This window comes from Maricaulis sp. (genome assembly GCF_048270265.1).
Taxonomy (GTDB): domain Bacteria; phylum Pseudomonadota; class Alphaproteobacteria; order Caulobacterales; family Maricaulaceae; genus Maricaulis.
Map to the genome: position 1 here is coordinate 15,588 of NZ_JBLWTD010000017.1, position 21,601 is coordinate 37,188.

The window sequence follows — 21,601 nt, forward strand, 5'->3', positions numbered from 1 at the left end:
CGACAGCCCTCAGATTGAAGCGGAAATGTTCAAATTATTCAGCGCAGTTACCCCATAGCATCCGGTTGCTATGGTGAACCTGATGCCGCCATACAACAGAAAGCAGATCAAAGAGGCCCGTACAACCTCACGGGCGGTCTGTACCGCGCGCTGCCGAGTCAGTATGGTCCTTGAAAGGCTGGGCTCCGGATTGGCCGGGCGGCCCGCTGGCAGTGCATGCCGGGAGACCGAGTATTCGCAAGACCACCCGCCCGCCCCGGCTGTCGTCCGGGCCCAATTGTGGAGACTGGCTTGTCGCAGACCGATAGCGAAACAGTGGAACGGATTTGCGCGGCGCATGGCCATCGCGCCGACGCGCTGATCGAAATACTGCACGATATCCAGAATGCGCAGCACTGCGTCAGCGATGAAGCCGCCCGGATCGTCGCCGCAAGCCTCAACCTCTCCCGCGCCGAAATCCAGGGTGTGCGCAGTTTCTATGCCGATTTTTCCACCGAGCCGCGCGATCCGAACCGGATCCGTCTGTGCCGCGCCGAGGCCTGCCAATCGGTCGGCGCGGACCGGCTCGCGGCGGCGCTCGATGCGAAGGGCATGGCGCATCAGCCGGTCTATTGCCTCGGCAATTGCGCCCTTGGCCCCGCCGCCCTGGTCGGCGACACGTTGATCGGACGCGCGACAGCTGAGCGGATCGACGCGGTCCACGCCGGGATGCACCGCGATGACTGAGCCACTCACCCTCTTCCTCCCCCGCGATGCCGCCGCCCGTTCGGTCGGCGCCGATTCTGTCGCCGAACACCTCCAGGCCGCCGCCCTCCAGCGCGGCATAGCATTGACGCTGATCCGCACCGGATCACGCGGCATGCTGTGGCTCGAACCCCTGCTGGAGATCGAGCGCGACGGGATTCGCCACGGCTTCGGCCCGCTGGACGAAGCCGATGTCGAGAGCCTGTTCGAACAGGACTTCGCCAACACACACCCGCGCGCCCTCGGCCCTGTCGAAGCGCTGGGCTGGATGCAGGCCCAGACCCGGCTTCTCTACCGCCGCTGCGGCGTGATCGACCCGCTCGATCTGGACGCCTTCGAACGTGAAGGCGGCCTCGCCGGTCTGCGCGCGGCGCTAAACCAGCCCGCCTCCGAAATCATCGAAACCGTCACCGCCTCCGGCCTGCGCGGTCGCGGCGGTGCCGGCTTCCCGGCCGGGATCAAGTGGAAGACCGCCGCTGAGGCGCCGGGTGACCAGAAATACATCTGCTGCAATGCCGATGAGGGCGATAGCGGCACCTTCGCCGACCGAATGTTGATCGAAGGCGATCCGGGCCAGTTGATCGAGGGCATGGTCATCGCCGGCCTCGCCGTCGGGGCAACGCAGGGCCTGATCTATCTGCGCTCGGAATATCCCGACGCAATTGCGACGATGCGCGCCGCCATCGCCGCCTGGGAAACGCGCGGCTGGCTCGGCGATGACATTCTCGGCTCCGGCCACAGCTTCCATCTCACCCTGCGCCGCGGCGCCGGCTCCTATGTCTGCGGCGAAGAGAGCGCCATGCTCGAAAGCCTGGAAGGCAAGCGCGGCCAGGTGCGGGTCAAACCGCCCATCCCGGCGATCTCCGGCCTGTTCGGCAAGCCGACCATCGTCAACAATGTCCTCACCCTCGCCAGCGTGCCCGACATTCTCGCCAACGGCGCCGCCGCTTATCAGGCGCTGGGCAATGAGCGTTCGCGCGGCACCCAGGCTTTTCAGCTCGCCGGCAATATCAAGCATGGCGGCCTGTTCGAGGCCCCCTTCGGACTCTCCCTTCGCGAACTGATCGAGACCCATGGCGGCGGCACCTTGTCAGGCCGCCCGATCCGCGCCGTCCAGGTCGGCGGACCGCTCGGCGCCTATCTGCCGGCCTCCATGCTTGATCTGCCGCTGGAGTATGAAGCCTTCGCCGCCGCCGGGGCGATGCTGGGCCATGGCGGAATTGTCGTGTTTGATGACACGGTCGACATGGCGCGCCAGGCGGAGTTCGCAATGGAATTCTGCGCCGAGGAAAGCTGTGGCAAGTGCACGCCCTGCCGGATCGGCTCGGTGCGCGGGGCCGAGACCCTGGCCAAGGTGCGCCGCGGCGAGGATGTCGAAGCCAATCTCGCCCTGGTCGAGGAGCTTTGCACCGTGCTCGCCGACGGCTCGCTCTGCGCCATGGGCGGGCTGACGCCGATGCCGGTGATGAGCGCGATCCGCCATTTCCGTGATGACTTCGAGACCGAGCCGCTACAGGCGGATGAAACGGTGGTAGGGTAGCGCCATGGGTAGCCGCAAAGCATCAGATTTCGGAACCCCGGCCCAGTCCGGCGAACCAAGCGTCAGCCTCGAGATCGATGGCAAGCGCGTTCACGTTCCCGCCGGCACCTCGATCATGCGCGCCGCAGCCCAGACCGAGGCGCGCATCCCCAAGCTTTGCGCCACGGACAGCCTGCAGCCCTTCGGCTCCTGCCGCATGTGCCTGGTCGAGATCGAGGACCGCAAGGGCACGCCAGCCTCCTGCACCACGCCGGTCGCCGAGGGCCTGAAAGTCACCACCCAGTCGCCGCGCCTGGAAGCCCTGCGCCGCGGCATCATGGAACTCTATATTTCCGACCATCCGCTCGACTGCCTGACCTGTTCGGCCAATGGCGATTGCGAGCTGCAGGACACGGCGGGCGAAGTGGGTCTGCGCGAAGTACGCTATGGCTTTGATGGCCAGAACCACCTCGATGAAGGCGTGGATGCCTCCAATCCCTATTTCCAGTTCGATGGCTCGAAATGCATCGTCTGTTCGCGCTGTGTGCGGGCCTGCGATGAAGTCCAGGGCACGCTGGCCCTGACGATTGAGGGCCGAGGCTTCGACTCCAAGGTCACGGCCAGTCTCGGCGAGAATTTCTTCGACAGCGAATGCGTCTCCTGTGGTGCCTGCGTCCAGGCCTGTCCGACCGCGACGCTGATGGAGAAAACCATCGTCGAGCATGGCCAGCCGCGGCGCGAGGTGAAGACGACCTGCGCCTATTGCGGCGTCGGCTGTTCCTTTATCGCCGAGCTGCAGGGCGATGAAGTCGTGCGCATGACACCCGATCGCGAGGGTGGCGCCAATGAAGGCCATTCCTGCGTCAAGGGACGGTTCGCCTGGGGCTATGCCACGCATAGTGAACGCATGCTCTCACCCATGGTGCGGGACAATATCACCGACCCCTGGCGCGAATGCAGCTGGGACGAGGCCATCGACTTCGCCGCCACGCGCCTGAAGCGCATCCAGAAAGAACACGGCACCGGCGCGATCGGCGGCATCACCTCGTCGCGCTGCACCAATGAGGAAGTCTATACCGTCCAGAAAATGGTCCGCGCCGCTTTCGGCAACAATAATGTCGATACCTGCGCCCGCGTCTGTCATTCGCCGACCGGTTACGGGTTGAGCGTCACGCTCGGCACCTCGGCCGGCACGCAGGATTTCAAATCCGTCGAGCAGGCCGATGTCATCCTGGTGATCGGCGCCAACCCGACCGACGCCCATCCCGTCTTTGCCTCCCGCATGAAGAAGCGCCTGCGCGCCGGTGCCAAGCTGATCGTGATCGACCCACGCCGCATTGATCTGGTGCGTTCGCCACATATCAGCGCCGCGCATCATCTCCAGCTGCGCCCCGGCACCAATGTCGCGGTCATCAACGCCCTCGCCCACGTCATCGTCACCGAGGGCCTGGTCGATGACGCCTTCGTCGCTGAACGCTGCGAGGATGAGAGCTTCAATCGGTGGGCTGAATTCATCCGCGATGCCAGCAATTCACCCGAAGCCGTCGAGGCGGTCAGTGGCGTGCCGGCGAAGGAGATGCGCGAGGCCGCGCGGCTCTATGCCACCGGCGGCAATGGCGCGATCTATTACGGGCTCGGCGTCACCGAACACTCGCAAGGCTCATCCATGGTGATGGGCATGGCCAATCTGGCGATGGCGACCGGCAATCTCGGACGCGAGGGCGTCGGCATCAATCCGCTGCGCGGTCAGAACAATGTCCAGGGCTCGTGCGATATGGGCTCCTTCCCGCATGAATTCCCCGGCTATCGCCACGTCTCCGACGACATCGTCCGCGGCACGTTCGAGCAGGCCTGGGGCCGCGAATTGCTGGCCGAGCCGGGCCTGCGCATCCCCAACATGTTCTCCGCCGCCCTCGATGGTTCTTTCCGCGGCCTCTATGTCCAGGGCGAGGACATCGCCCATTCCGACCCCGACAGCCATCACGTGCTGGCGGCGCTGCGGGCCATGGACTGCGTCATCGTGCAGGACCTCTTCGTCAACGAGACGGCGGCCTATGCCCATGTCTTCCTGCCCGGCACCTCCTTCCTGGAAAAGGACGGCACCTTCATCAATGCAGAGCGCCGCATCAATCGCGTCCGCCCGGCCATGCCGGAAAAACAGGGCCTGTCGGAATGGGAGACGGTGTGCCGCCTCTCCACGGCGATGGGCTTCCCGATGCAGTACAATAATGCCGCCGAAATCATGGACGAGATCGCGGCCCTGACGCCCACTTTCGCCGGTGTCAGTTTTGACCGCCTCGACAATGGCCCCTCGATCCAGTGGCCCTGCAATGACGCGGCGCCCGATGGCACGCCGGTGATGCATGTCGGCGGTTTCGTGCGCGGCAAGGGTCATTTCATGATGACGCAATACGTGCCGACCGAGGAACGCTCCAACCGGCATTTCCCGCTTCTGCTCACCACCGGCCGCATCCTCAGCCAGTATAATGTTGGGGCCCAGACGCGGCGGACCGCCAATTCGAGCTGGCATGACGAGGACCTGCTGGAAATCCATCCGGCGGACGCGGAAATGCGCGGTGTCCGTGATGGCGACATGGTCTCGCTCTCAAGCCGCAAGGGCGCGGTGACCGTGCGCGCGACCATCACCGACCGGGTGCCGCCGGGCATTGTCTACACCACTTTCCACCACCCGGAGACGGGGGCCAATGTCGTCACCACAGAGCTCTCGGACTGGGCCACCAGCTGCCCGGAATACAAGGTGACCGCCGTGCAGGTCTCGCCGTCCAACATGCCGTCGGACTGGCAGGCCGAGCGCGAGCGCCGCGCCGACCGGGCCGTGCGCATCATGCCGGCTGCGGAATAGGACCGCGGCGTGGTGAGTTCCCCTGTCCCTGCCAGCCGGCGCACGACCGTCCATACCTCGAAGGGCGGGCCGCAGGACTGGGGCATTGCCGAAGAGGTCCCGGTCGAGATCGGCTTTAACGGCGCCGCCTGGACCGTGATGATGGCGAGCCCGACCGATATCGAGGACCTCGCCATCGGGCTGGCCCTGACCGAAGGCGCCGTGACCAGCGGGCTCGATATCGAGGCCGTCGACATCCGCCAATGGCCCGAGGGCCTCACAGCCGATATCCGCATCGCACCGCACCTGCTGCGCAGCGACCGGATCCATCGCCGCGCGCTCGATGGCCGCACCGGTTGCGGCCTGTGCGGTGTCGAACAGCTCGCCGATCTGCACGCGCCGCCGAGCACCCTGCCGCCCGGCCCGGTGATCGCGGCGAAGGCCATTCGCGCCGCGCTCGACGCCCTTCCCGATCACCAGCCCCTCAACCGGGAAACCCGCAGCGTCCACGCTGCCGCCTGGTGCCGCCTTGATGGCGAGATCATGCTCGTGCGCGAGGATGTCGGCCGCCATAATGCGCTCGACAAACTGGCCGGTGCCCGCCTGCGCGGCGGCGAGCCGAGTGAGGCCGGCTTTGTCGTGATGAGCAGTCGCTGCAGTTTCGAACTCGTCTTCAAGGCGGCCCGAATGCGCGCAGCCCTGCTCGCGGCCCAGTCGGCCCCGACCGGCCTCGCCCTCGACCTGGCCAGCCAGCTCGCCCTGCCGATAGCAGCAGCCGGCCCGGATGGTGCCATTGTCTTCTTCAGCCCGGAGTCTGCCGATGAATGATTCCAACCTCATCCGGATGGCCCATCAGATTGCCGATTTCTACGCTCCCTATACCGAGGCCGAGGCGATCGAGGGTGTGGCCGTCCATATCCGGAAGTTCTGGGATCCGAGCATGCGTGATCGCCTGATCGCCCTCTCGCAAGCCCCCGATGCCGGGCTGAGCCCGACCATCACCGCCGCGATCACGCGGCTCATCGCCCTCAGCTGACACCAGACCGGATCGGACCGCCCCCATGACCACCGACATTGAACTCGCCCGCGCCGCAACCCTCTTGCCGATCACCGAGGTCGCGGCCCGGCTCGACATCCCTGCCGATGCCATTGCCCAGTATGGCACCGACAAGGCCAAGCTGACCGCGCCCTTCCTGGCCAGCCTCGAAGACAGGCCGGACGGGCATCTCATCCTGGTCACGGCGATCAATCCGACCCCGGCGGGCGAAGGCAAGACAACCACCACAGTCGGGCTCGGCGATGCCCTCAACCGGATCGGCAAGAAGGCCGCGATCTGTATCCGCGAGCCTTCGCTGGGCCCCTGTTTCGGGATGAAGGGCGGCGCGGCGGGCGGCGGCCATGCCCAGGTCGTTCCGATGGAAGACATCAATCTCCACTTCACCGGCGATTTCCACGCCATCACCTCGGCGCACAATCTGCTCTCGGCGATGATCGAAAACCACATCTACTGGGGCAATGCGCTCGAGATTGACCAGCGCCGCATCGTCTGGCGCCGCGTCGTCGACATGAATGATCGCGCCCTGCGCCAGATCACCACCTCGCTCGGCGGCGTCACCAATGGCTTCCCGGGCGAATCCGGCTTCGACATCACCGTCGCCTCCGAAGTGATGGCCATCCTGTGCCTGGGGACCGACCTTGAAGACCTGCAGCGCCGGCTCGGCGATATCATCGTCGCCTATCGCCGCGACAAGAGCGCGATCACCTGCCGCGAGCTGAAGGCTGACGGCGCGATGACCGTGCTGCTGAAGACCGCCATGCAGCCCAATCTGGTCCAGACGCTGGAGAACAACCCGGCCTTTATCCATGGCGGCCCCTTCGCCAATATTGCCCATGGCTGCAATTCCGTGATCGCGACAAAGTCGGCGCTGAAGCTGGCGGACTATGTCGTCACTGAAGCCGGTTTCGGGGCTGATCTGGGTGCCGAGAAATTCTTCGACATCAAATGCCGCAAGGCCAATCTGAAGCCGAAAGCTGTTGTGCTCGTGGCGACGATCCGGGCGCTCAAAATGAATGGCGGCGTCGCGAAAGCGGATCTGGCCGAGGAGAATGTCGCGGCGGTGACGGCCGGTTGTGACAATCTGGGCCGCCATATCGAGAATCTCGCCAAATTCGGCGTGCCCGCTGTCGTTGCGATCAATCACTTCACCGGTGATACCGAGGCCGAGATCGAAGCGGTCAAGGCCTATGTCGCGGGTCTGGGGCGTGAGGCCATTATTTGCCGGCACTGGGCCGATGGCGGTGCCGGAGCCGAGGATCTAGCGGTGAAGCTGGTCGAAATGGTTGAGGGCGGCAGCGCCCGTTTCAAACCGCTCTATCCCGACAATTTACCCCTCTGGGAGAAGATCGAGACCATTGCGCGCGAGGTTTACCGGGCCGATGGCGTGAGCGCAGACCAGGCCGTGCGCGCCCAGCTCGGCGCCTGGGAAGCGGCCGGGTTCGGGGACTTGCCGGTCTGCATGGCCAAGACGCAATACAGCTTCACCACCGACCCGGAACGGCGCGGCGCGCCCGATGGCCACACACTGGAAATCCGCGAAGTCCGCCTGGCCGCCGGGGCCGGATTTGTCGTCGTGATCTGCGGCCAGATCATGACCATGCCCGGCCTGCCGCGTGTACCCTCGGCGGAGAATATCGGGCTGGATGATGCCGGCAATGTCGTCGGCCTGTTCTAGGCGGAGGCGATGACCTCATCGTCTTCGGGCTGGGTGAATTGCAACTCGATATAGCGCGCATAGAGCCCGCCGCGGGCGAGCAATTCGGTATGGGTGCCCTGGTCGACGATGCGTCCGCCTTCCAGCACGACGATGAAATCGGCCTTGCGCACGGTGGCCAGCCGGTGGGCGATGACCAGGGTGGTGCGATTGCGCGACAGGGTTTCAAAGGCCGTCTGGATCACCAGCTCGCTTTCGGAATCCAGCGCACTGGTCGCCTCGTCCAGCAGCAGGATCGGCGCATCGCGCAGGATGGCGCGGGCGATCGCCAGGCGCTGACGCTGGCCGCCTGACAGCGTGCGGGCATTCTCGCCGAGCTGGGTCTGATAGCCGTCCGGCAGGGCCATGATGAATTCATCGGCATTGGCGGCCTTGGCGGCCTCGATCACATCCTCGAGCGAGGCGCCGGCACGGCCGAAGCGGATATTGTCGGCGACGGAACCGCCAAACAGTGGCGCATTCTGCTGCACGATGGAGAGCGCATTGCGCAGCTCCGCCGGGTCAAGATGGCTGATATCGACACCGTCGACGGTGAGACGGCCCGAGGCCGGATCATAGAGCCGCAGCAGGAGCTGGAACATGGTGCTCTTGCCGGCACCGGACGGACCGACCAGGGCGACGGTCTGGCCCGGTTCCACCTTCAGGCTGATGCCCTCCAGCGCCAGCGCATCGGGGCGCGTCGGGTAGGCGAAGGAGACGTCCTCGAAAGCGATCTCGCCGCGCACCGGCTGGGCGAAATGTACCGGCGCCTCGGGCACATCGATATCCGGCTTGGCGGCGAGCAATTCCATCAGGCGCTCGGTGGCGCCGGCGGCACGCATCACCTCGGTATAGGTCTCGGTGAGCATGCCGACACCGCTGACGGCGACGAAGGCATACATCACAAACTGGGTCATCGCGCCGGGCGTGATGCTGCCGGCCTGGACCTGGACAGCGCCGAACCACAGCACCGCGATCAGGCCCGACAGGATCACCGTGAAGATGATCGCCGTCATCCAGGCGCGCACCTCGATGCGGGCGAGCGAGACCTTGAAAGTGGTCTCGACGGCTTCAGCAAAGCGCGACCTTTCCTCCGGTTCGCGGGTGAAGGCCTGCACGGTCTCGATCGCCTGCAGGCTTTCGCTGGCGCGGGCCGAGGCGTCGGCGAGATTGTCCTGGCTGGAACGCGAGAGGCGCTGCACCCGGCGGCCGAACAGCAGGATCGGCCCCAGGATAACCGGTCCGAGTGCCAGCACCATCAGGGCCAATTGCCAGTTGACGACGACCATCAGGATCAACGCCCCGGTGGTGGTCGCCACGGTGCGCAGCGCGACGGAGACCGAGGAGCCGACCACGGTCTGGATCAGCGTGGTATCGGTGGTCAGGCGCGAGAGGACTTCGCCGGTGCGGGTGCTGGCATAGAAGGTCGGGCTCAGCGAGAGCAGATGATCAAACACATCGCGGCGCAGATCGGCGACGACGCGCTCGCCCAGCCGGCTGATGAAATAGAAACGCATCGCGCTGGCCAGGCCCAGCAGGGCGGCGACCGCAATCCCGGCGAGGAAATAGGCCGACAGGCCGTCGCCAATCGAGAAGGCGCCGCAGATCGCCGAATCCGAGGCGCCGGCAAAACCGCAATCGACGACGAGGCGAAAGGCACCGGGCAGGATCAGGGTGAGGGTCGAGGCGAGGACGAGAAACAGGGTGAAGGCCGCCAGCAGACCGGGATAGGCGAGCACATAGGGCAAGAGCCGGCGCAGTGGCTGGGCACTGCGGGCCTTTTCCCGATGCGCCGCATCGCGCTCAAGCTCGGAAGCAAAGCTGGAGCCCCGGTCGGTATCGGCGCGATGTTCGGCGGTTTGCGATGTCTCGGCCAAGGGGATCTCCGGGGTCATGGCGGGGGCGTATCAATCTGGTCCCTGCATATAGGATGTTCAGCGCCCGCTTGCACCGGGCGATACCGTGCGGGATCAGTTGGCCGGCTTGCGGGCGACGATGAAAACCGCGACCGCCTTGTCCGGGCGCCATTGATGCTCAAGCTCAAATCCGGCCTGACACAGGCTCTCCGCCAGCTGGACCTGGGTGAAGACGCGCAGCATAGGCAACAGGCCCAAGGCGCGTCCGATCGGTGCGATCAGACTGAAAAACCACATTTTCTCGCCCAGACAGGCGGTGCTGGAGATAAACACGCCCCCCGGCTTGAGCAGGGAATGGACGCGGGCAATCGCGGCATCGCGGTCCTCCAGCAAGTGCAGAATGCTCAGTCCGAGCACGACGTCGAAACGCCCGGGCGCCGCATCGATATCCTCGAAGCCAACGCGTTCAAAACTGATATTCCCGACCCCGGCCTCAACCGCGCGGCCCCGGGCAATCTCCAGCATTTCGCCGGACAGGTCGGTGGCGTGGATATGTTTGACATGGGGCGCATGGCTGACCGCCGTCATGCCGGTGCCGCAGCCAAATTCGAGCACGTCCGAGTCCGGCGTGAAATGCTGGCGCGTGATCTCGAGCTTTTTCTGATAGGCCGCCTCATCGCTGATCGGGTCAGTGGCATATTTCTGCGCCAGACGGTCCCAGAAACGCCGGTCATTGTCCGGTTTGCTTGCATCGGTGGGCATGGAATTTCCTCTCTGAAGCCGCCGGAACGGTATGGTCGGATCCTTTGGGCAACCTGTTTACCCATACATAAACAGAAGGTATATTGTCGAATACTGCGGCTCTGGTATACGTAAATAGATGAACTGGCCCGCCATTGCCTTCGACTGGAATCAGATCCGCGCCTTTCTCGCCACCGTTGAGGAAGGGTCGTTTTCGGCTGCCGCCCGTGCGCTGGGCCAGACCCAGCCAACCCTGAGCCGCCAGATTTCCGCCCTCGAGGACGCGCTAGGCATCACCCTGTTCGAGCGCGGCCATCGCGCCATGGTGCTGACGGAGCCGGGCCGCGCCCTGCTTGAGCCGGTGCGGGCCATGGCCGAGGCGGCGACCCGCATTTCGCTGACGGCGTCCGGCCAGTCCTCGCAGATCGCCGGCCGCGTCACCCTCACCGCCACCGACTCCATGGCGATGCATGTCCTGCCGCCTGTCCTGCTCAAGCTGCGGCAACTGGCACCGGAGATCGAACTCGACATCATCGCCTCCAATGATGTCCGCGACCTTACCCGGCGCGAGGCCGATATCTCGATCCGCCATGCCCGCCCGGAACAGGGTGAGCTGATCGGCAGGCTGCTGTGCCAGACCCGCGCCTGTCTTTATGCCAGCCCGGACTTCCTCGACCGCCATGGCCGCCCGAAATCCGCTGCTGACCTCGCCCGCTATGACTTTATCGGCTTTGACCGCGATGAGCGCTTCCTCGCCGCCCTCCAGGGGATCGGCCTGCCACTCACCGAGGGCAATTTCAAACTCCATACCGCCAGCGGTCCGGTGATGAACGAACTGATCCGCAACGGGCTGGGTATCGGCGTCCTGACCGAAGAATTCGCGGCTCTCAATCCGGGCCTCGAGCGTGTGCTGCCAGGCCTGCCGGTGATCGAGGTCCCGGTCTGGCTGGTCACTCACCGCGAATTGCATACCAGCCGCCGGATCCGGCTGGTTTTCGATCTCCTGGCGCAGGAACTGGCCCGACCAGAACCTGCATAATCCACGCGAAATTGCCCGATTACCGGTGTGGCGGGCACAATCAATTTGATAAGTCCGGCCCCCAACCCTATCTAGAGATCATGGCCAGCGGCATGAGGCGCTGAGCCGGCAAATTCACCCGCCGCCAAACCATTGGCGCCCGCACAGGAGACAGACATGTCACTCAGGATTGGCGATACCGCCCCCGATTTTACCATTGCCACCACCAAGGGCGAGATCAGCCTGCATGAATGGGCCGGCGATAGCTGGGTCTTCTTCTTCAGCCATCCGGCCGATTTCACCCCGGTCTGCACCACCGAAATGGGCCGCACCTCCCAGCTCGCCGATGAGTTCAAGAAGCGCAATACCAAACCGCTGGGCCTGTCGACCGACACTGTCGCCGAACACGTCAAATGGATTGATGACGTCAACGACACCCAGCACACCGATCTGCAATTCCCGATCGTCGCCGATGCCGATCACAAGGTCGCCCAGACCTTTGACATGATCCATCCCGGCGAGAGCACCACTGCTGCCGTGCGTTCGGTCTTCATCATCGATCCGGCCAAGAAAATCCGCCTGATGATGACCTATCCGATGAGTGTCGGCCGCAATTTCGATGAGATCCTGCGCGTCATCGACGCGCTGCAGACCGGCGACAAATACAAGATCGCCACCCCGGCCGACTGGACGCCTGGCGACCAGGTCATCATCCCGCCTTCGATCAATGATGATGCCGCCAAGGACATCTTCCCCCAGGGCTGGACCACGGTGCGTCCCTATCTGCGCCTGACTGATGTGCCCAAGGGCTGATCAAGCACAAGCCGGGGCGGAGGTCGCAAGGCCTCCGCCGCGGCGCCTGATGATACTTATGCCATAAACGACCGGAATTGACCGCCGAACGCGCCGTCTTCCGCTCCACCGGCACTAATCAAATTCCTTGTCTGCCAGTCTGTCACTCTGCCATTGCGGAGCGCCCGGCCGCGTGAGGCCTTGCGATCCGGCCGTTTGCCGGACTGACAGGGCCTGTCATGGAATGGCAGAGTCTGCCATGGCGGAGCTTTGCGCTCTCCCAACCATCACGTCCTGTTGCAAGGCGATTTCCGTCCCCGGAACCAGTCCTGGAGAGGGTAGATTTTGAAATTCTGAAGGGGAAGGGTTTCCGGGCGCCGGGTTCCGGCTGCACGGATATTCTGACGAAGCCAACCATGTCAAAGAGCGAAATTCGCCCGATTATAGCGCGGGATGGGTGGGGGTGGATTAGTTGGGCGCAAGTCTGTGCCCGTCATGATCGAAGCTCCCCACCTCCAAACAACACACCACCTTCCCCCGGAGGAGCGCAGCGAATTCCGGGGTCTACCGGAGAGTGGCGAGCAATCTCCAGGCTCTGGTAGGCCCCGGAACACCCGCATGCGCGGGTGCAGGCATGTCCGGGGGAAGAGGTTTGGTGATTTGGGAAATGCGGAACGCCGAAACACCCTCACGTGCAAGACGGGCCCCGGCGCCCGGTCCCCGCCATGGACCTCATGCCGAGATTTCGCCAGCCGGGCTCAACGGCGTCAAGGCGCATGCCCGCGAAGCGGCGCCGGAGGCGGCCTTGACGCCGTTGAGCCCGGCTGGACCACTCGCAGGCAAGAGGTTTATGGGGTGGTGTTGGCGGGGGGCAGACTTTCTGCGCCCGCAACACACTACCTCTTCACTCTGACAAAGACTGATTTGGAAATGTGTTACGAAAGAAGGCGTCCGGAGCGCCGTCACACCATCCATGCCATTCCGAGCCGGATCATGAGTTGCGCCGCCGCCACAACCGGAAGAACCGAAAATGTGACATGTAGGAATGCCAAATTCATCCCGAGAACCAGGGCCAGCGCGAGGGTCACTGACACGGCGAGAACCATCGCCACCAACAGACAATACGGCAGGACTTTGCGCCAACTTTTGGTGAGCCACAGCAGAGCCCAGGAAATCGATATGTCGGCAAACACGAAAAGCGCCAGCAGCGCAATTTTCCCGATTGACAGGTCTTCTCCGATGACAAAATTGAGCGCCAAGATGTAGATCATTACCATCACGGTCGCGAGACCCAATAGCTGGACCGAGATCGACGTCGCGCTCGACACTGACACCCCCCCCTACTTCCACCGCCCCTGCAATTTCGCCAACGCCGCCCGCCCCGGCGTCAACGCCTCATACGGCAGCGCATTCAGCGGCGTCTTCGGCAAATGGTTGGCGGCGTGCATGTCGGCCATGTCCTCGTTGACATAGAGCAGGCCGGTGCGGATTTCGCCGGAGCGGTCGCCGAGCAGGAGGGTTTCGATGGCCTGGGCGCGGTCGCGCGGGTCGTAGTCGTCGTCGGTTTTGCGCAGTTTGAGGATGCCGCCATCATGCATGGTGACGGTGATGGCGCCGCCTTCGCTGGTGTCGGCGGTGATTTCCTCGTGATGGGCGACGAAATCGGTGTGCACCAGCGGGTGGTAGTATTTGAAGGTGTGGGCATAGCTCTTGGTCGAGCCGGCATGGTCATTGAAGGTGACGCAGGGCGAGATGACGTCGATCAGGGCGAAGCCCTTGTGCATCAGGCCGGCCTGGATCAGCGGCACCAGTTGCGACTTGTCGCCGGAGAAGGCGCGCGCCACGAAGCCGGCGCCAAGCGTCAGGGCCTGGACGCAGGGGTCGATCGGCGATTGCTCATTGGCAATGCCCTTCTTGGACTTGGTGCCGATATCGGCCGAGGCCGAGAACTGGCCTTTGGTGAGGCCGTAGACGCCGTTGTTTTCCAGCACATAGAGCATGTTGAGATTGCGGCGGATGGCGTGGGCGAACTGGCCGAAACCGATGGAGAGACTGTCTCCATCGCCGGAGATGCCGATATAATGGAGGTCGCCATTGACCGCATTGGCGCCGGTCGCGACCGAGGGCATCCGGCCATGGACGCAATTGATGCCGTGGGACTGGCCCATGAAATAGGCTGTGGTCTTGGACGAACATCCAATGCCGGAGATCTTGGCGGCGCTGTGGGGCGGCAGATCGAGTTGCCAGAAGGCCTGGACCAGGGCGGCGGTGACGCTGTCATGGCCACAACCGGCACACAGGGTCGACATCGAGCCTTCATAATCGCGCACCGTCAGATTCAGCTTGTTGCGCGGCAGATGCTTGTCGATCAGGGGTTTGGACATTGAGGTCATGTCAGGCCTCCTCGGCCACGAGGTGTGCGGTGACGCCCTCGATGATGAAAGCGGGGTTGGCGGCCATGCCGGCATAATCAAGCACGGGGATGAGCTTGGTCTTGTCCACCGAGGTCTCGTTGATCAGCAGGCCGCGCAGCTGGGCGTCACGGTTCTGCTCGACGACATAGATCTCGTCATGGCTGTCCATGAAGGCCTCGACTTCGCTCGAGAAGGGGAAGCCGCGCACGCGCATGTAATTGAGCTCGATGCCCTTTTCGGAGAGGCGATCGAGCGCCTCGCGCACGGCGCCGTCACAGCCGCCGAGCGAGATAATGGCGCGTTTCGTCGGCTTGCTCGCCTCGATGATGACCGGGCCGGGAACCGCATCGGCGGAGTCTTCCCATTTGCGGGTGAGACGATCGAGCACTTCCTTGTATTCGGTCGCGTCCTCGGTATAGCCGCCCTTCCAGTTATGCCCCGAGCCGCGCGTGAAGTAGGCGCCCTTCGGGTGCACGCCGGGCACGGTGCGGTAGGGGATATTGTCGCCATCGCGGTCTTCATAGCGATAGTATTTCGGCAATTCCTCAAGCTCTTCGGCGGAGAGGATCTTGCCGCGATCGGGCTGATAGCTGTCATCCCACTCGAGCTCGGGGATCATCCAGTCATTCATGCCGATATCGAGATCGGTCATGAAGAAGACCGGCGTCTGATAGCGCTCGGCCAGGTCGAAGGACTGCACCGCCATCTCGAAGCATTCCGCCGGATTGGCCGGGAAGAGCATGATGTGCTTGGTGTCGCCATGGCTGGCATAGGCGCACATGGTGAGATCGCATTGCTGGGTGCGCGTCGGCAGGCCGGTTGAGGGGCCCGCACGCTGGACGTTGAACAGCACGACCGGCACTTCGGAATAATAGGCAAAGCCGATGAATTCGCTCATCAGCGAGATGCCCGGCCCGGAGGTCGGCGTGAAGGCCCGTGCGCCATTCCAGCCGGCACCGACGGCCATGCCGATCGAGGCGAGCTCGTCCTCGGCCTGGATGATGCAGAAATTCTTCTCGCCGCTATCCTTGTCGACGCGGAATTTCTCGCAGAAGGATTTGAACCCGTCCATCAGCGAGGTCGAGGGCGTGATCGGATACCAGGCGCCGAAGGTCGCGCCGGCATAGACACAGCCCAGGGCGGCGGCCGTATTGCCGTCGATCAGGACATGGCCCTTTGTCGCGTCCATCGCCTCGACCCGCAGCGGCAGCGGATCGGGATAATGTTCGCGGACATAGTCGAGGCCGAGATTGATCGCGGTCATATTGGCCTCGATCAGGTGCGGCTTGGCCCCGAACATCTCCTCGACCATGGCGCGGATGATCTCGACATCGATCCCGGTCAGACCGGCAACGGCGCCGACATAGGCCATATTCTTCATCAGCACGCGGGTGCGGGCATTGTCGAACTTGGCATTGCACAGGCGCGCCAGCGGCACGCCAATGGCAGTGATGTCCTCGCGGGCATGCAGTTCCGGGCGCGGCCAGGTGGAATCATAGAGCAGATAGCCGCCCGGCGAGACTTCGGCGAGATCACGCTTGTAGGTCTCGGCATTCATCGCGACGACGAAATCGGCCGAGCCGGACCGGGCCATATAGGCGTCCTTGGTGACGCGGATCTCGAACCAGGTCGGCAGGCCCTGGATGTTGGATGGGAACAGGTTCTTGCCGACCACGGGCACGCCCATGCGGAAGATCGCCTTCATCAGCAGGCCATTGGCACTGGCCGAGCCGGTGCCGTTCACATTGCCGATCTTGATGACAAAGTCGTTGATGCGGATATCCGCCATGGTGTCCACGATGTCCTTCATTCGGCCGCGATGCTCCGTGCTTCCTCGGCAACGTGAGGAATGAGAATATCACCGTCCTGCATGTCCCAGGCGGCGGTCGGGCAGCGCTCGGCGCACAGTCCGCAATGCAGGCAGAGATCCTCGTCCTTGACCATCACGCGGCCGGTATCCTTGAGCGGGGCGGAGACGAAGAGTGCCTGGTCGAGATTTTCCGCCGGCGCCTTGAGACGGCTGCGCAATTCGGCCTCATCGCCATTCTCGACAATGGAGAGGCAATCGACCGGGCAGATATCCAGACAGGCATCGCACTCCTTGCAAAGCGGCGGATCGAACACGGTCTGGACATCGCAATTGAGACAGCGCTGCACCTCGGTGACGATCTGCTCGGCGGTATAGCCCATTTCCACTTCGGTCTTGCGATTGCCGAGCCGCGCCTTGAGCTCCACCAGCGGCATCACACCGCGATGGCCACGCTCATAGTCGTTGGAATACATCCACTCATTGACGCCCATCTTGGCCGAGTTGAGATTGACGCCGCGCGGCATGCGTGTCGCCAGATCGGTTTTCTCGCAATGCTTGTGGATCGAGATCGCCGCCTGGTGACCATGCTCGACAGCCCAGATGATATTCTTGGGCCCGAAGGCACTGTCGCCGCCGAAGAAGACGCCGGGAACGGTGGATTGATAGGTGGTGGTGTCGACAATCGGCACGCCCCATTTGTCGAACTCGATACCGATATCGCGCTCGATCCAGGGGAAGGCATTTTCCTGGCCGATCGCCAGGATGACATCGTCGCAGGGGATGATCTTGGTGCCGGTGGTGCGCGTCGCGGTGATATTGCCGCGCGCATCGAGATCATACTCCATCAGCTCGAATTCCATGCCGACGAGCTTGCCGTTCTCGGTCACGAAACGCTTGGGCGAATGATTGACGAGGATCTCGACATTTTCGTCCTCGGCGTCTTCGAGTTCCCAGGGCGAGGCCTTGAAGAATTCGCGCGGCTTGCGCGCCATCACCTTGACGTCGTCAGCGCCCAGCCGCAGCGAGGAGCGGCAGCAATCCATCGCCGTATTGCCGACGCCGATGATCAGGACCTTCTTGCCGATCTTCTCGATATGCTCGAAGGCGACGCTTTCCAGCCAGTCAATACCGATATGGATATTGGCATCGGCCTCCTCGCGGCCCTCGATGTGCAGGTCCTTGCCCTTGGGCGCGCCGGAGCCGATGAAAATGGCGTCATAATCCGCCTCGAGCATGGCCTTCATGCTCTCGATGCGGTGATTGAGCTTCAGGTCGACGCCCATATTGAGGATATAGCCGATCTCCTCATCCAGCACTTCTTCCGGCAGGCGGAAGGAGGGGATGTTGGAGATCATCAGCCCGCCGGGGCGGTGCATGGCTTCAAAGATGGTGCATTCATACCCCAGCGGCGCCAGATCATTGGCGACGGTCAGCGAGGCGGGGCCTGCCCCGATCAGCGCGATCTTCTTGCCGTTGGAGTTTTCCGGCTTTTGCGGCACCAGATGCGCGACCTCGTCGCGATGGTCGGCGGCGACGCGCTTGAGGCGGCAGATCGCGACCGGCTCTTCCTCGACACGCCCGCGGCGGCAGGCCGGTTCGCACGGCCGGTCACAGACGCGGCCGAGAATGCCGGGGAATACATTGGAACGCCGATTGACCATATAGGCCTCGGTGAACTCGCCTTGCGCGATCAGCCGGATATATTCCGGGACCGGCGTATGGGCCGGGCAGGCCCACTGGCAATCAACAACCTTGTGGAAATAATCGGGATCGCCGGTATTGGTCGGCTTCATAGTGCGCTTCCCCCTCGGAGCCAGGCTCCGGTTTTGCCTGAGGTCGCATCCCGTGGGAGCCGCCCCTTATTGGGAGCCATTCTCACATCTTCTTGGCCATGGGGGTCAAGCTGTTTCGCCTGAAAACGCCGCAGGCGAACGCAGTATGTTTGCGGGTGAGAGGCGTTTGCAGATAATCGAGGCGACAGGTCGGAGGACCGCAGAACAAACGTGATGCGTGAGTTCCACCCCGCAGGGATCACAGATCGCGCCATTCGTTGCGGCGGCCGAATCCATGCTAGTTTTGCGCTTCACCCCAACCCACAAGGGCGCGCGCATGTCGAAACCGACCATCATCATCACCTATGCCCGCTCCCTGATGGCGCTGACCGTGGGCCAGTCCCTGCGGCCCATCGCGGGCCGGCTGATCGGCGTCGACAGTGTCGAATGGACGGTGCTGGGCTTTTCCAAGCTCTGCGACGACAACCGGCGCGTGCCCGACCCCGGCGCGGCGCCGGAGGACTATGTGGAGGCGCTGGCCAAACTGAGCCGGGAATTCATCGATGAGGGGCCGGTGCTGATCATGCCGGTCTTCGAGGATGCCTCACTCCTGGCCCAGCACCGCGACCGCTTTGCCGAAGGGGTCGTCATCGCGGCCTCGCCGGCCGAGGCGATTGACCAGGTCGATCCCAAGGACCGGCTGGCGCATTCACTTGAGAGCTGGGACGTGCCGGCCCCGGTCACCGATGTGTTCGAGGCCCCGCTCCGGCCCGGCGAAAGAGACTTCCGCAACAGCCCGCCGCTGATCATCAAGCCGGCGCAGGGCAATGGCGGGCGCGGCGTGCTGATGGTGGAAACCGCCAAGGCGCTGGAACACGAGCTGACCCACCGCAAGGGCACGCAATTGCTGCAGGCCCTGGTGCCCGGCGAGGATTACTGCGTCACGGCGATGGCCGACGGGAAACGTGTCTTCGCTCTCTCCGCCTATCGCAATCTGGAACAATACCCGCCGCACAATGGCGCCGGCGCCCTGCGCGAAACCGTGCTGGCCACCCCGTTCGAGCCGGCCATGCAGCGCCTGGTCGAGTGTTCCGGCTGGACCGGCACGCTGCAGGCCGATTTCCGCTGGACCGGCGAGTCCGATCACGCGCCCGAACTGATCGAGATCAATCCGCGCCTGTGGGCCGGCATCACCCATTCGGTCCATTCCGGCATCGATTACCCGCTTCTGCTGGCCCTGCAGAGCCTCGGCGAGCCCCTGCCCGAGCCCGGCAAGCCGCAAATCGGCTATCGCTCCAAACTCCCGCTGGTCTGGCTGGCCGGCCTCACCGGGACCAGCCTCGACGATGCGGAGTATTTCGCCCAGATCGAGGAGAGCTGGCACCGCATGACGCGCAGTGACACCAAGCTGCACGCGCGCATCAGCCATCTCTGGGCCAATATGACCGATTTCGAGACCCTGAAGGATGATATCCATGCCGCCCTCGAGCGCGGCGAGCGCGGCAAGCACGCCCAGACCGATATCCGCGCCGACGAGGCGGGCAGTGTCGCCCTGGGCACGCTCTTCATCCTGTCACATCTGCTGCGCCACGGCCGCCTGCCGGCCGAGGTCAAATAGTGACCGGCGATGTGGCGGCGCGTCCGCGAAAACCGCTGATCGGCTTCACCGCCGCTACGCGTGGCGATCACGGCGTCGCCTGGCTGTTGCGCCTGGCGATTTTCCTCGCTGGCGGCCGCTCGGTCCGGATCACGGCACCGTTCGAGGACTGGCATGGCGAGCGGCCTGACGGCCTGTTGCTGAGCGGCGGGCTCGATATCCACCCGACCCGCTATGACGGTGATGAGAGCTTTGAATCCGAGTTCGATCATGACCGCGACCATCTCGAATTCTCCTGGATGGACTGGGCCGATCATGCCCACATTCCGGCCTTTGGCATCTGCCGCGGCCTGCAAATGCTCAACGTCCATGCCGGCGGCGATCTGCACCAGACCCTCGACCCGGACCTGGTCGCAACCTGGCCCACCACGGCCATCGAATACGTCATCTTCCGCAAGCCGATCCGGATCAAACCCGGCTCTCATCTCGAAGCGGCCACCGGCGCCACGGAACTCGAGGTCAACAGCCTGCACCGCCAGGCCGTGCGCACCCCGGCGCCCGGCTTCACCGTCGTCGCCCACGAACGCGCCAGCGACGGCATCCAGGCGATCGAGGCCGACGCGCCCGCCCTGCGCATGGGCGTGCAATATCACCCCGAGCTGCTGCTGCACCAGGCCACGGCAAGGGCGCTGTTTCGCTATTTCGTGGATCAGTGCCGGGGGAATAATTTGTTGTGATTTTGGGAGATTACCCCCTCACAACTCATCCACCGAACTCTCATGATGCCGCGCCTCGGCCTTCAGCCAGGCGATGAAGCTCTGCGCATCGGCGCTCAGGGGCCGGTTCTTCGCCGTCACGACCTGATAGGCCGAGCGCACCGGTGAGGCACCGTCGGCGAAGAGCGCGACCAGGCGGCCGGCGGCGAGATCGTTCTGGACCAGGGTGCGTTTGGCCAGCGCCACGCCGCGGCCGGCGACGGCGCTGTCGATCACCAGGGCGGACTGGTTGAAACGCACGCCGCCGGAGACATCGATGCCGCGCACCCGCCGCGCCTTGAGCCAGGAGGCCCAGTCGGCGCCGTCGACATCGCTTTCCGGCGAGGCGTCGTGCAGCAGGGTGTGGCCGGCCAGATCGCGCGGGCGCACCAGGGGTTTGCCGTCATGCAGGAGGTCGGGCGAGCAAACCGGCAGCACCTCCTCGGTCAGCAGGCGTTCTTCATTCAGCGTCATGTCGCCGCCCGGACCATAGCGGATCGCCAGATCGGCGGCGCCGGCGGCGAGGTCGACGCGTTCGCTGGCGGCGGAGATCCAGACCTCGATGCCCGGATGCGCGTCCTGGAAACGGTGCAGGCGCGGGGCCAGCCATTTGCCGGCGAAGGAGGGTGAGACCGATACGGTGAGGCTGCGCTTCATCGCCGGGCGCCGCATCAGGGATACGGCGCGTTCGAGCATGTCGAAGGCATCGCTGGCGGTATTGGCGGCGGCGCGGCCGGCATCGGTCAGGGCGAGGCCGCGGCCCTGACGGGTGAAGAGCGGCGTGCCGACATGTTCCTCCAGCAGGCGGATCTGCTGACTGATCGCACCGGGCGTGACGGCCAGTTCGTCGGCTGCGCGGGAAAAGCTTTCAAGCCTCGCGGCTGCCTCGAAGGCACGCAGGGCATTGAGCGGGGGAAGGCGAGAGGTCTGGGCCATGATCATTGTTTAGTTTTTCTAATCAGAAATGGCAATAATCATCGTTTGAATTCGG

The 21,601-nt window shown here is 64.0% G+C and carries 17 protein-coding genes; 10 read left to right on the forward strand and 7 right to left on the reverse strand.

All coding sequences use genetic code 11. The features are described from left to right. Positions 1-291: 291 nt before the first annotated feature. From ACN0YF_RS10155 to ACN0YF_RS10180, 6 genes are read left to right on the forward strand one after another with little or no spacing between them, the layout of a single operon-like run. Positions 292-726, forward strand: coding sequence for an NAD(P)H-dependent oxidoreductase subunit E (locus ACN0YF_RS10155; protein WP_417482397.1), 435 nt, complete (start codon positions 292-294; stop codon positions 724-726). Continuing rightward, positions 719-2,284, forward strand: coding sequence for a formate dehydrogenase beta subunit (locus tag ACN0YF_RS10160; protein ID WP_417494285.1), 1,566 nt, complete (start codon positions 719-721; stop codon positions 2,282-2,284). The genes ACN0YF_RS10155 and ACN0YF_RS10160 overlap by 8 nt, the downstream gene beginning before the upstream one ends. A 4-nt stretch (positions 2,285-2,288) precedes the next feature. Further along, the gene (gene fdhF, locus ACN0YF_RS10165) at positions 2,289-5,126 is read left to right on the forward strand and encodes a formate dehydrogenase subunit alpha (RefSeq protein ID WP_417494286.1); all 2,838 of its coding nucleotides are present in this window, start codon (positions 2,289-2,291) and stop codon (positions 5,124-5,126) included. Positions 5,127-5,138: 12 nt separating this feature from the next. Continuing rightward, positions 5,139-5,933, forward strand: a complete 795-nt coding sequence (gene fdhD / locus ACN0YF_RS10170; RefSeq protein WP_417494287.1) for a formate dehydrogenase accessory sulfurtransferase FdhD — start codon at positions 5,139-5,141, stop codon at positions 5,931-5,933. Continuing rightward, positions 5,926-6,141 carry a formate dehydrogenase subunit delta gene (locus ACN0YF_RS10175; protein WP_417482401.1) on the forward strand — a complete coding sequence of 72 codons (216 nt, stop codon included), beginning with the start codon at positions 5,926-5,928 and terminating at the stop codon, positions 6,139-6,141. Before fdhD ends, ACN0YF_RS10175 begins: the two co-directional genes overlap by 8 nt. A gap of 25 nt (positions 6,142-6,166) precedes the next feature. Further along, the gene (locus ACN0YF_RS10180) at positions 6,167-7,837 is read left to right on the forward strand and encodes a formate--tetrahydrofolate ligase (RefSeq protein WP_417494288.1); all 1,671 of its coding nucleotides are present in this window, start codon (positions 6,167-6,169) and stop codon (positions 7,835-7,837) included. On the opposite strand, the gene ACN0YF_RS10185 is transcribed toward ACN0YF_RS10180, so the two are convergent. Together ACN0YF_RS10185 and ACN0YF_RS10190 are read right to left on the reverse strand one after the other, a co-directional pair. After that, a complete protein-coding gene (locus tag ACN0YF_RS10185) occupies positions 7,834-9,750 on the reverse strand; it encodes an ABC transporter transmembrane domain-containing protein (protein ID WP_417494289.1) in 1,917 nt (638 codons plus the stop codon). The genes ACN0YF_RS10180 and ACN0YF_RS10185 overlap by 4 nt on opposite strands. A gap of 75 nt (positions 9,751-9,825) precedes the next feature. Then, positions 9,826-10,473: a class I SAM-dependent methyltransferase gene (locus ACN0YF_RS10190; protein ID WP_417494290.1), complete on the reverse strand. Its 648-nt coding sequence runs from the start codon at positions 10,471-10,473 to the stop codon at positions 9,826-9,828. Between the two features lie 118 nt (positions 10,474-10,591). Here ACN0YF_RS10190 and ACN0YF_RS10195 point away from each other — a divergent pair, with 118 nt between their 5' ends. Both ACN0YF_RS10195 and ACN0YF_RS10200 read left to right on the forward strand, forming a co-directional pair. Beyond that, positions 10,592-11,491, forward strand: coding sequence for a LysR family transcriptional regulator (locus ACN0YF_RS10195; protein ID WP_417494291.1), 900 nt, complete (start codon positions 10,592-10,594; stop codon positions 11,489-11,491). Positions 11,492-11,647: 156 nt separating this feature from the next. Next, the gene (locus ACN0YF_RS10200; RefSeq protein WP_417494292.1) at positions 11,648-12,283 is read left to right on the forward strand and encodes a peroxiredoxin; all 636 of its coding nucleotides are present in this window, start codon (positions 11,648-11,650) and stop codon (positions 12,281-12,283) included. A gap of 941 nt (positions 12,284-13,224) precedes the next feature. Here ACN0YF_RS10200 and ACN0YF_RS10205 read toward each other — a convergent pair. From ACN0YF_RS10205 to ACN0YF_RS10220, 4 genes are all read right to left on the reverse strand, one after another. Beyond that, positions 13,225-13,539, reverse strand: coding sequence for a hypothetical protein (locus ACN0YF_RS10205; RefSeq protein WP_417469192.1), 315 nt, complete (start codon positions 13,537-13,539; stop codon positions 13,225-13,227). A 63-nt stretch (positions 13,540-13,602) separates the two neighbouring features. Continuing rightward, positions 13,603-14,655 carry a 2-oxoacid:ferredoxin oxidoreductase subunit beta gene (locus ACN0YF_RS10210; protein ID WP_091768625.1) on the reverse strand — a complete coding sequence of 351 codons (1,053 nt, stop codon included), beginning with the start codon at positions 14,653-14,655 and terminating at the stop codon, positions 13,603-13,605. 1 nt (position 14,656) lies between these two features. Beyond that, entirely contained in the window at positions 14,657-16,486 is a 1,830-nt protein-coding gene (locus ACN0YF_RS10215) for a 2-oxoacid:acceptor oxidoreductase subunit alpha (RefSeq protein WP_417494293.1), read from the reverse strand. Next, entirely contained in the window at positions 16,483-18,279 is a 1,797-nt protein-coding gene (locus ACN0YF_RS10220; protein WP_417494294.1) for an FAD-dependent oxidoreductase, read from the reverse strand. Before ACN0YF_RS10220 ends, ACN0YF_RS10215 begins: the two co-directional genes overlap by 4 nt. Positions 18,280-18,595: 316 nt before the next feature. Here ACN0YF_RS10220 and ACN0YF_RS10225 point away from each other — a divergent pair, with 316 nt between their 5' ends. Together ACN0YF_RS10225 and ACN0YF_RS10230 are read left to right on the forward strand one after the other, a co-directional pair. Then, positions 18,596-19,876: an ATP-grasp domain-containing protein gene (locus tag ACN0YF_RS10225; protein WP_417494295.1), complete on the forward strand. Its 1,281-nt coding sequence runs from the start codon at positions 18,596-18,598 to the stop codon at positions 19,874-19,876. Next, positions 19,876-20,592, forward strand: coding sequence for a gamma-glutamyl-gamma-aminobutyrate hydrolase family protein (locus ACN0YF_RS10230; RefSeq protein WP_417494296.1), 717 nt, complete (start codon positions 19,876-19,878; stop codon positions 20,590-20,592). Before ACN0YF_RS10225 ends, ACN0YF_RS10230 begins: the two co-directional genes overlap by 1 nt. A gap of 18 nt (positions 20,593-20,610) precedes the next feature. Here the strand turns inward: ACN0YF_RS10230 and gcvA are convergent, their stop codons facing one another. After that, positions 20,611-21,546, reverse strand: coding sequence for a transcriptional regulator GcvA (gcvA, locus tag ACN0YF_RS10235; protein ID WP_417494297.1), 936 nt, complete (start codon positions 21,544-21,546; stop codon positions 20,611-20,613). Positions 21,547-21,601 lie beyond the last annotated feature (55 nt).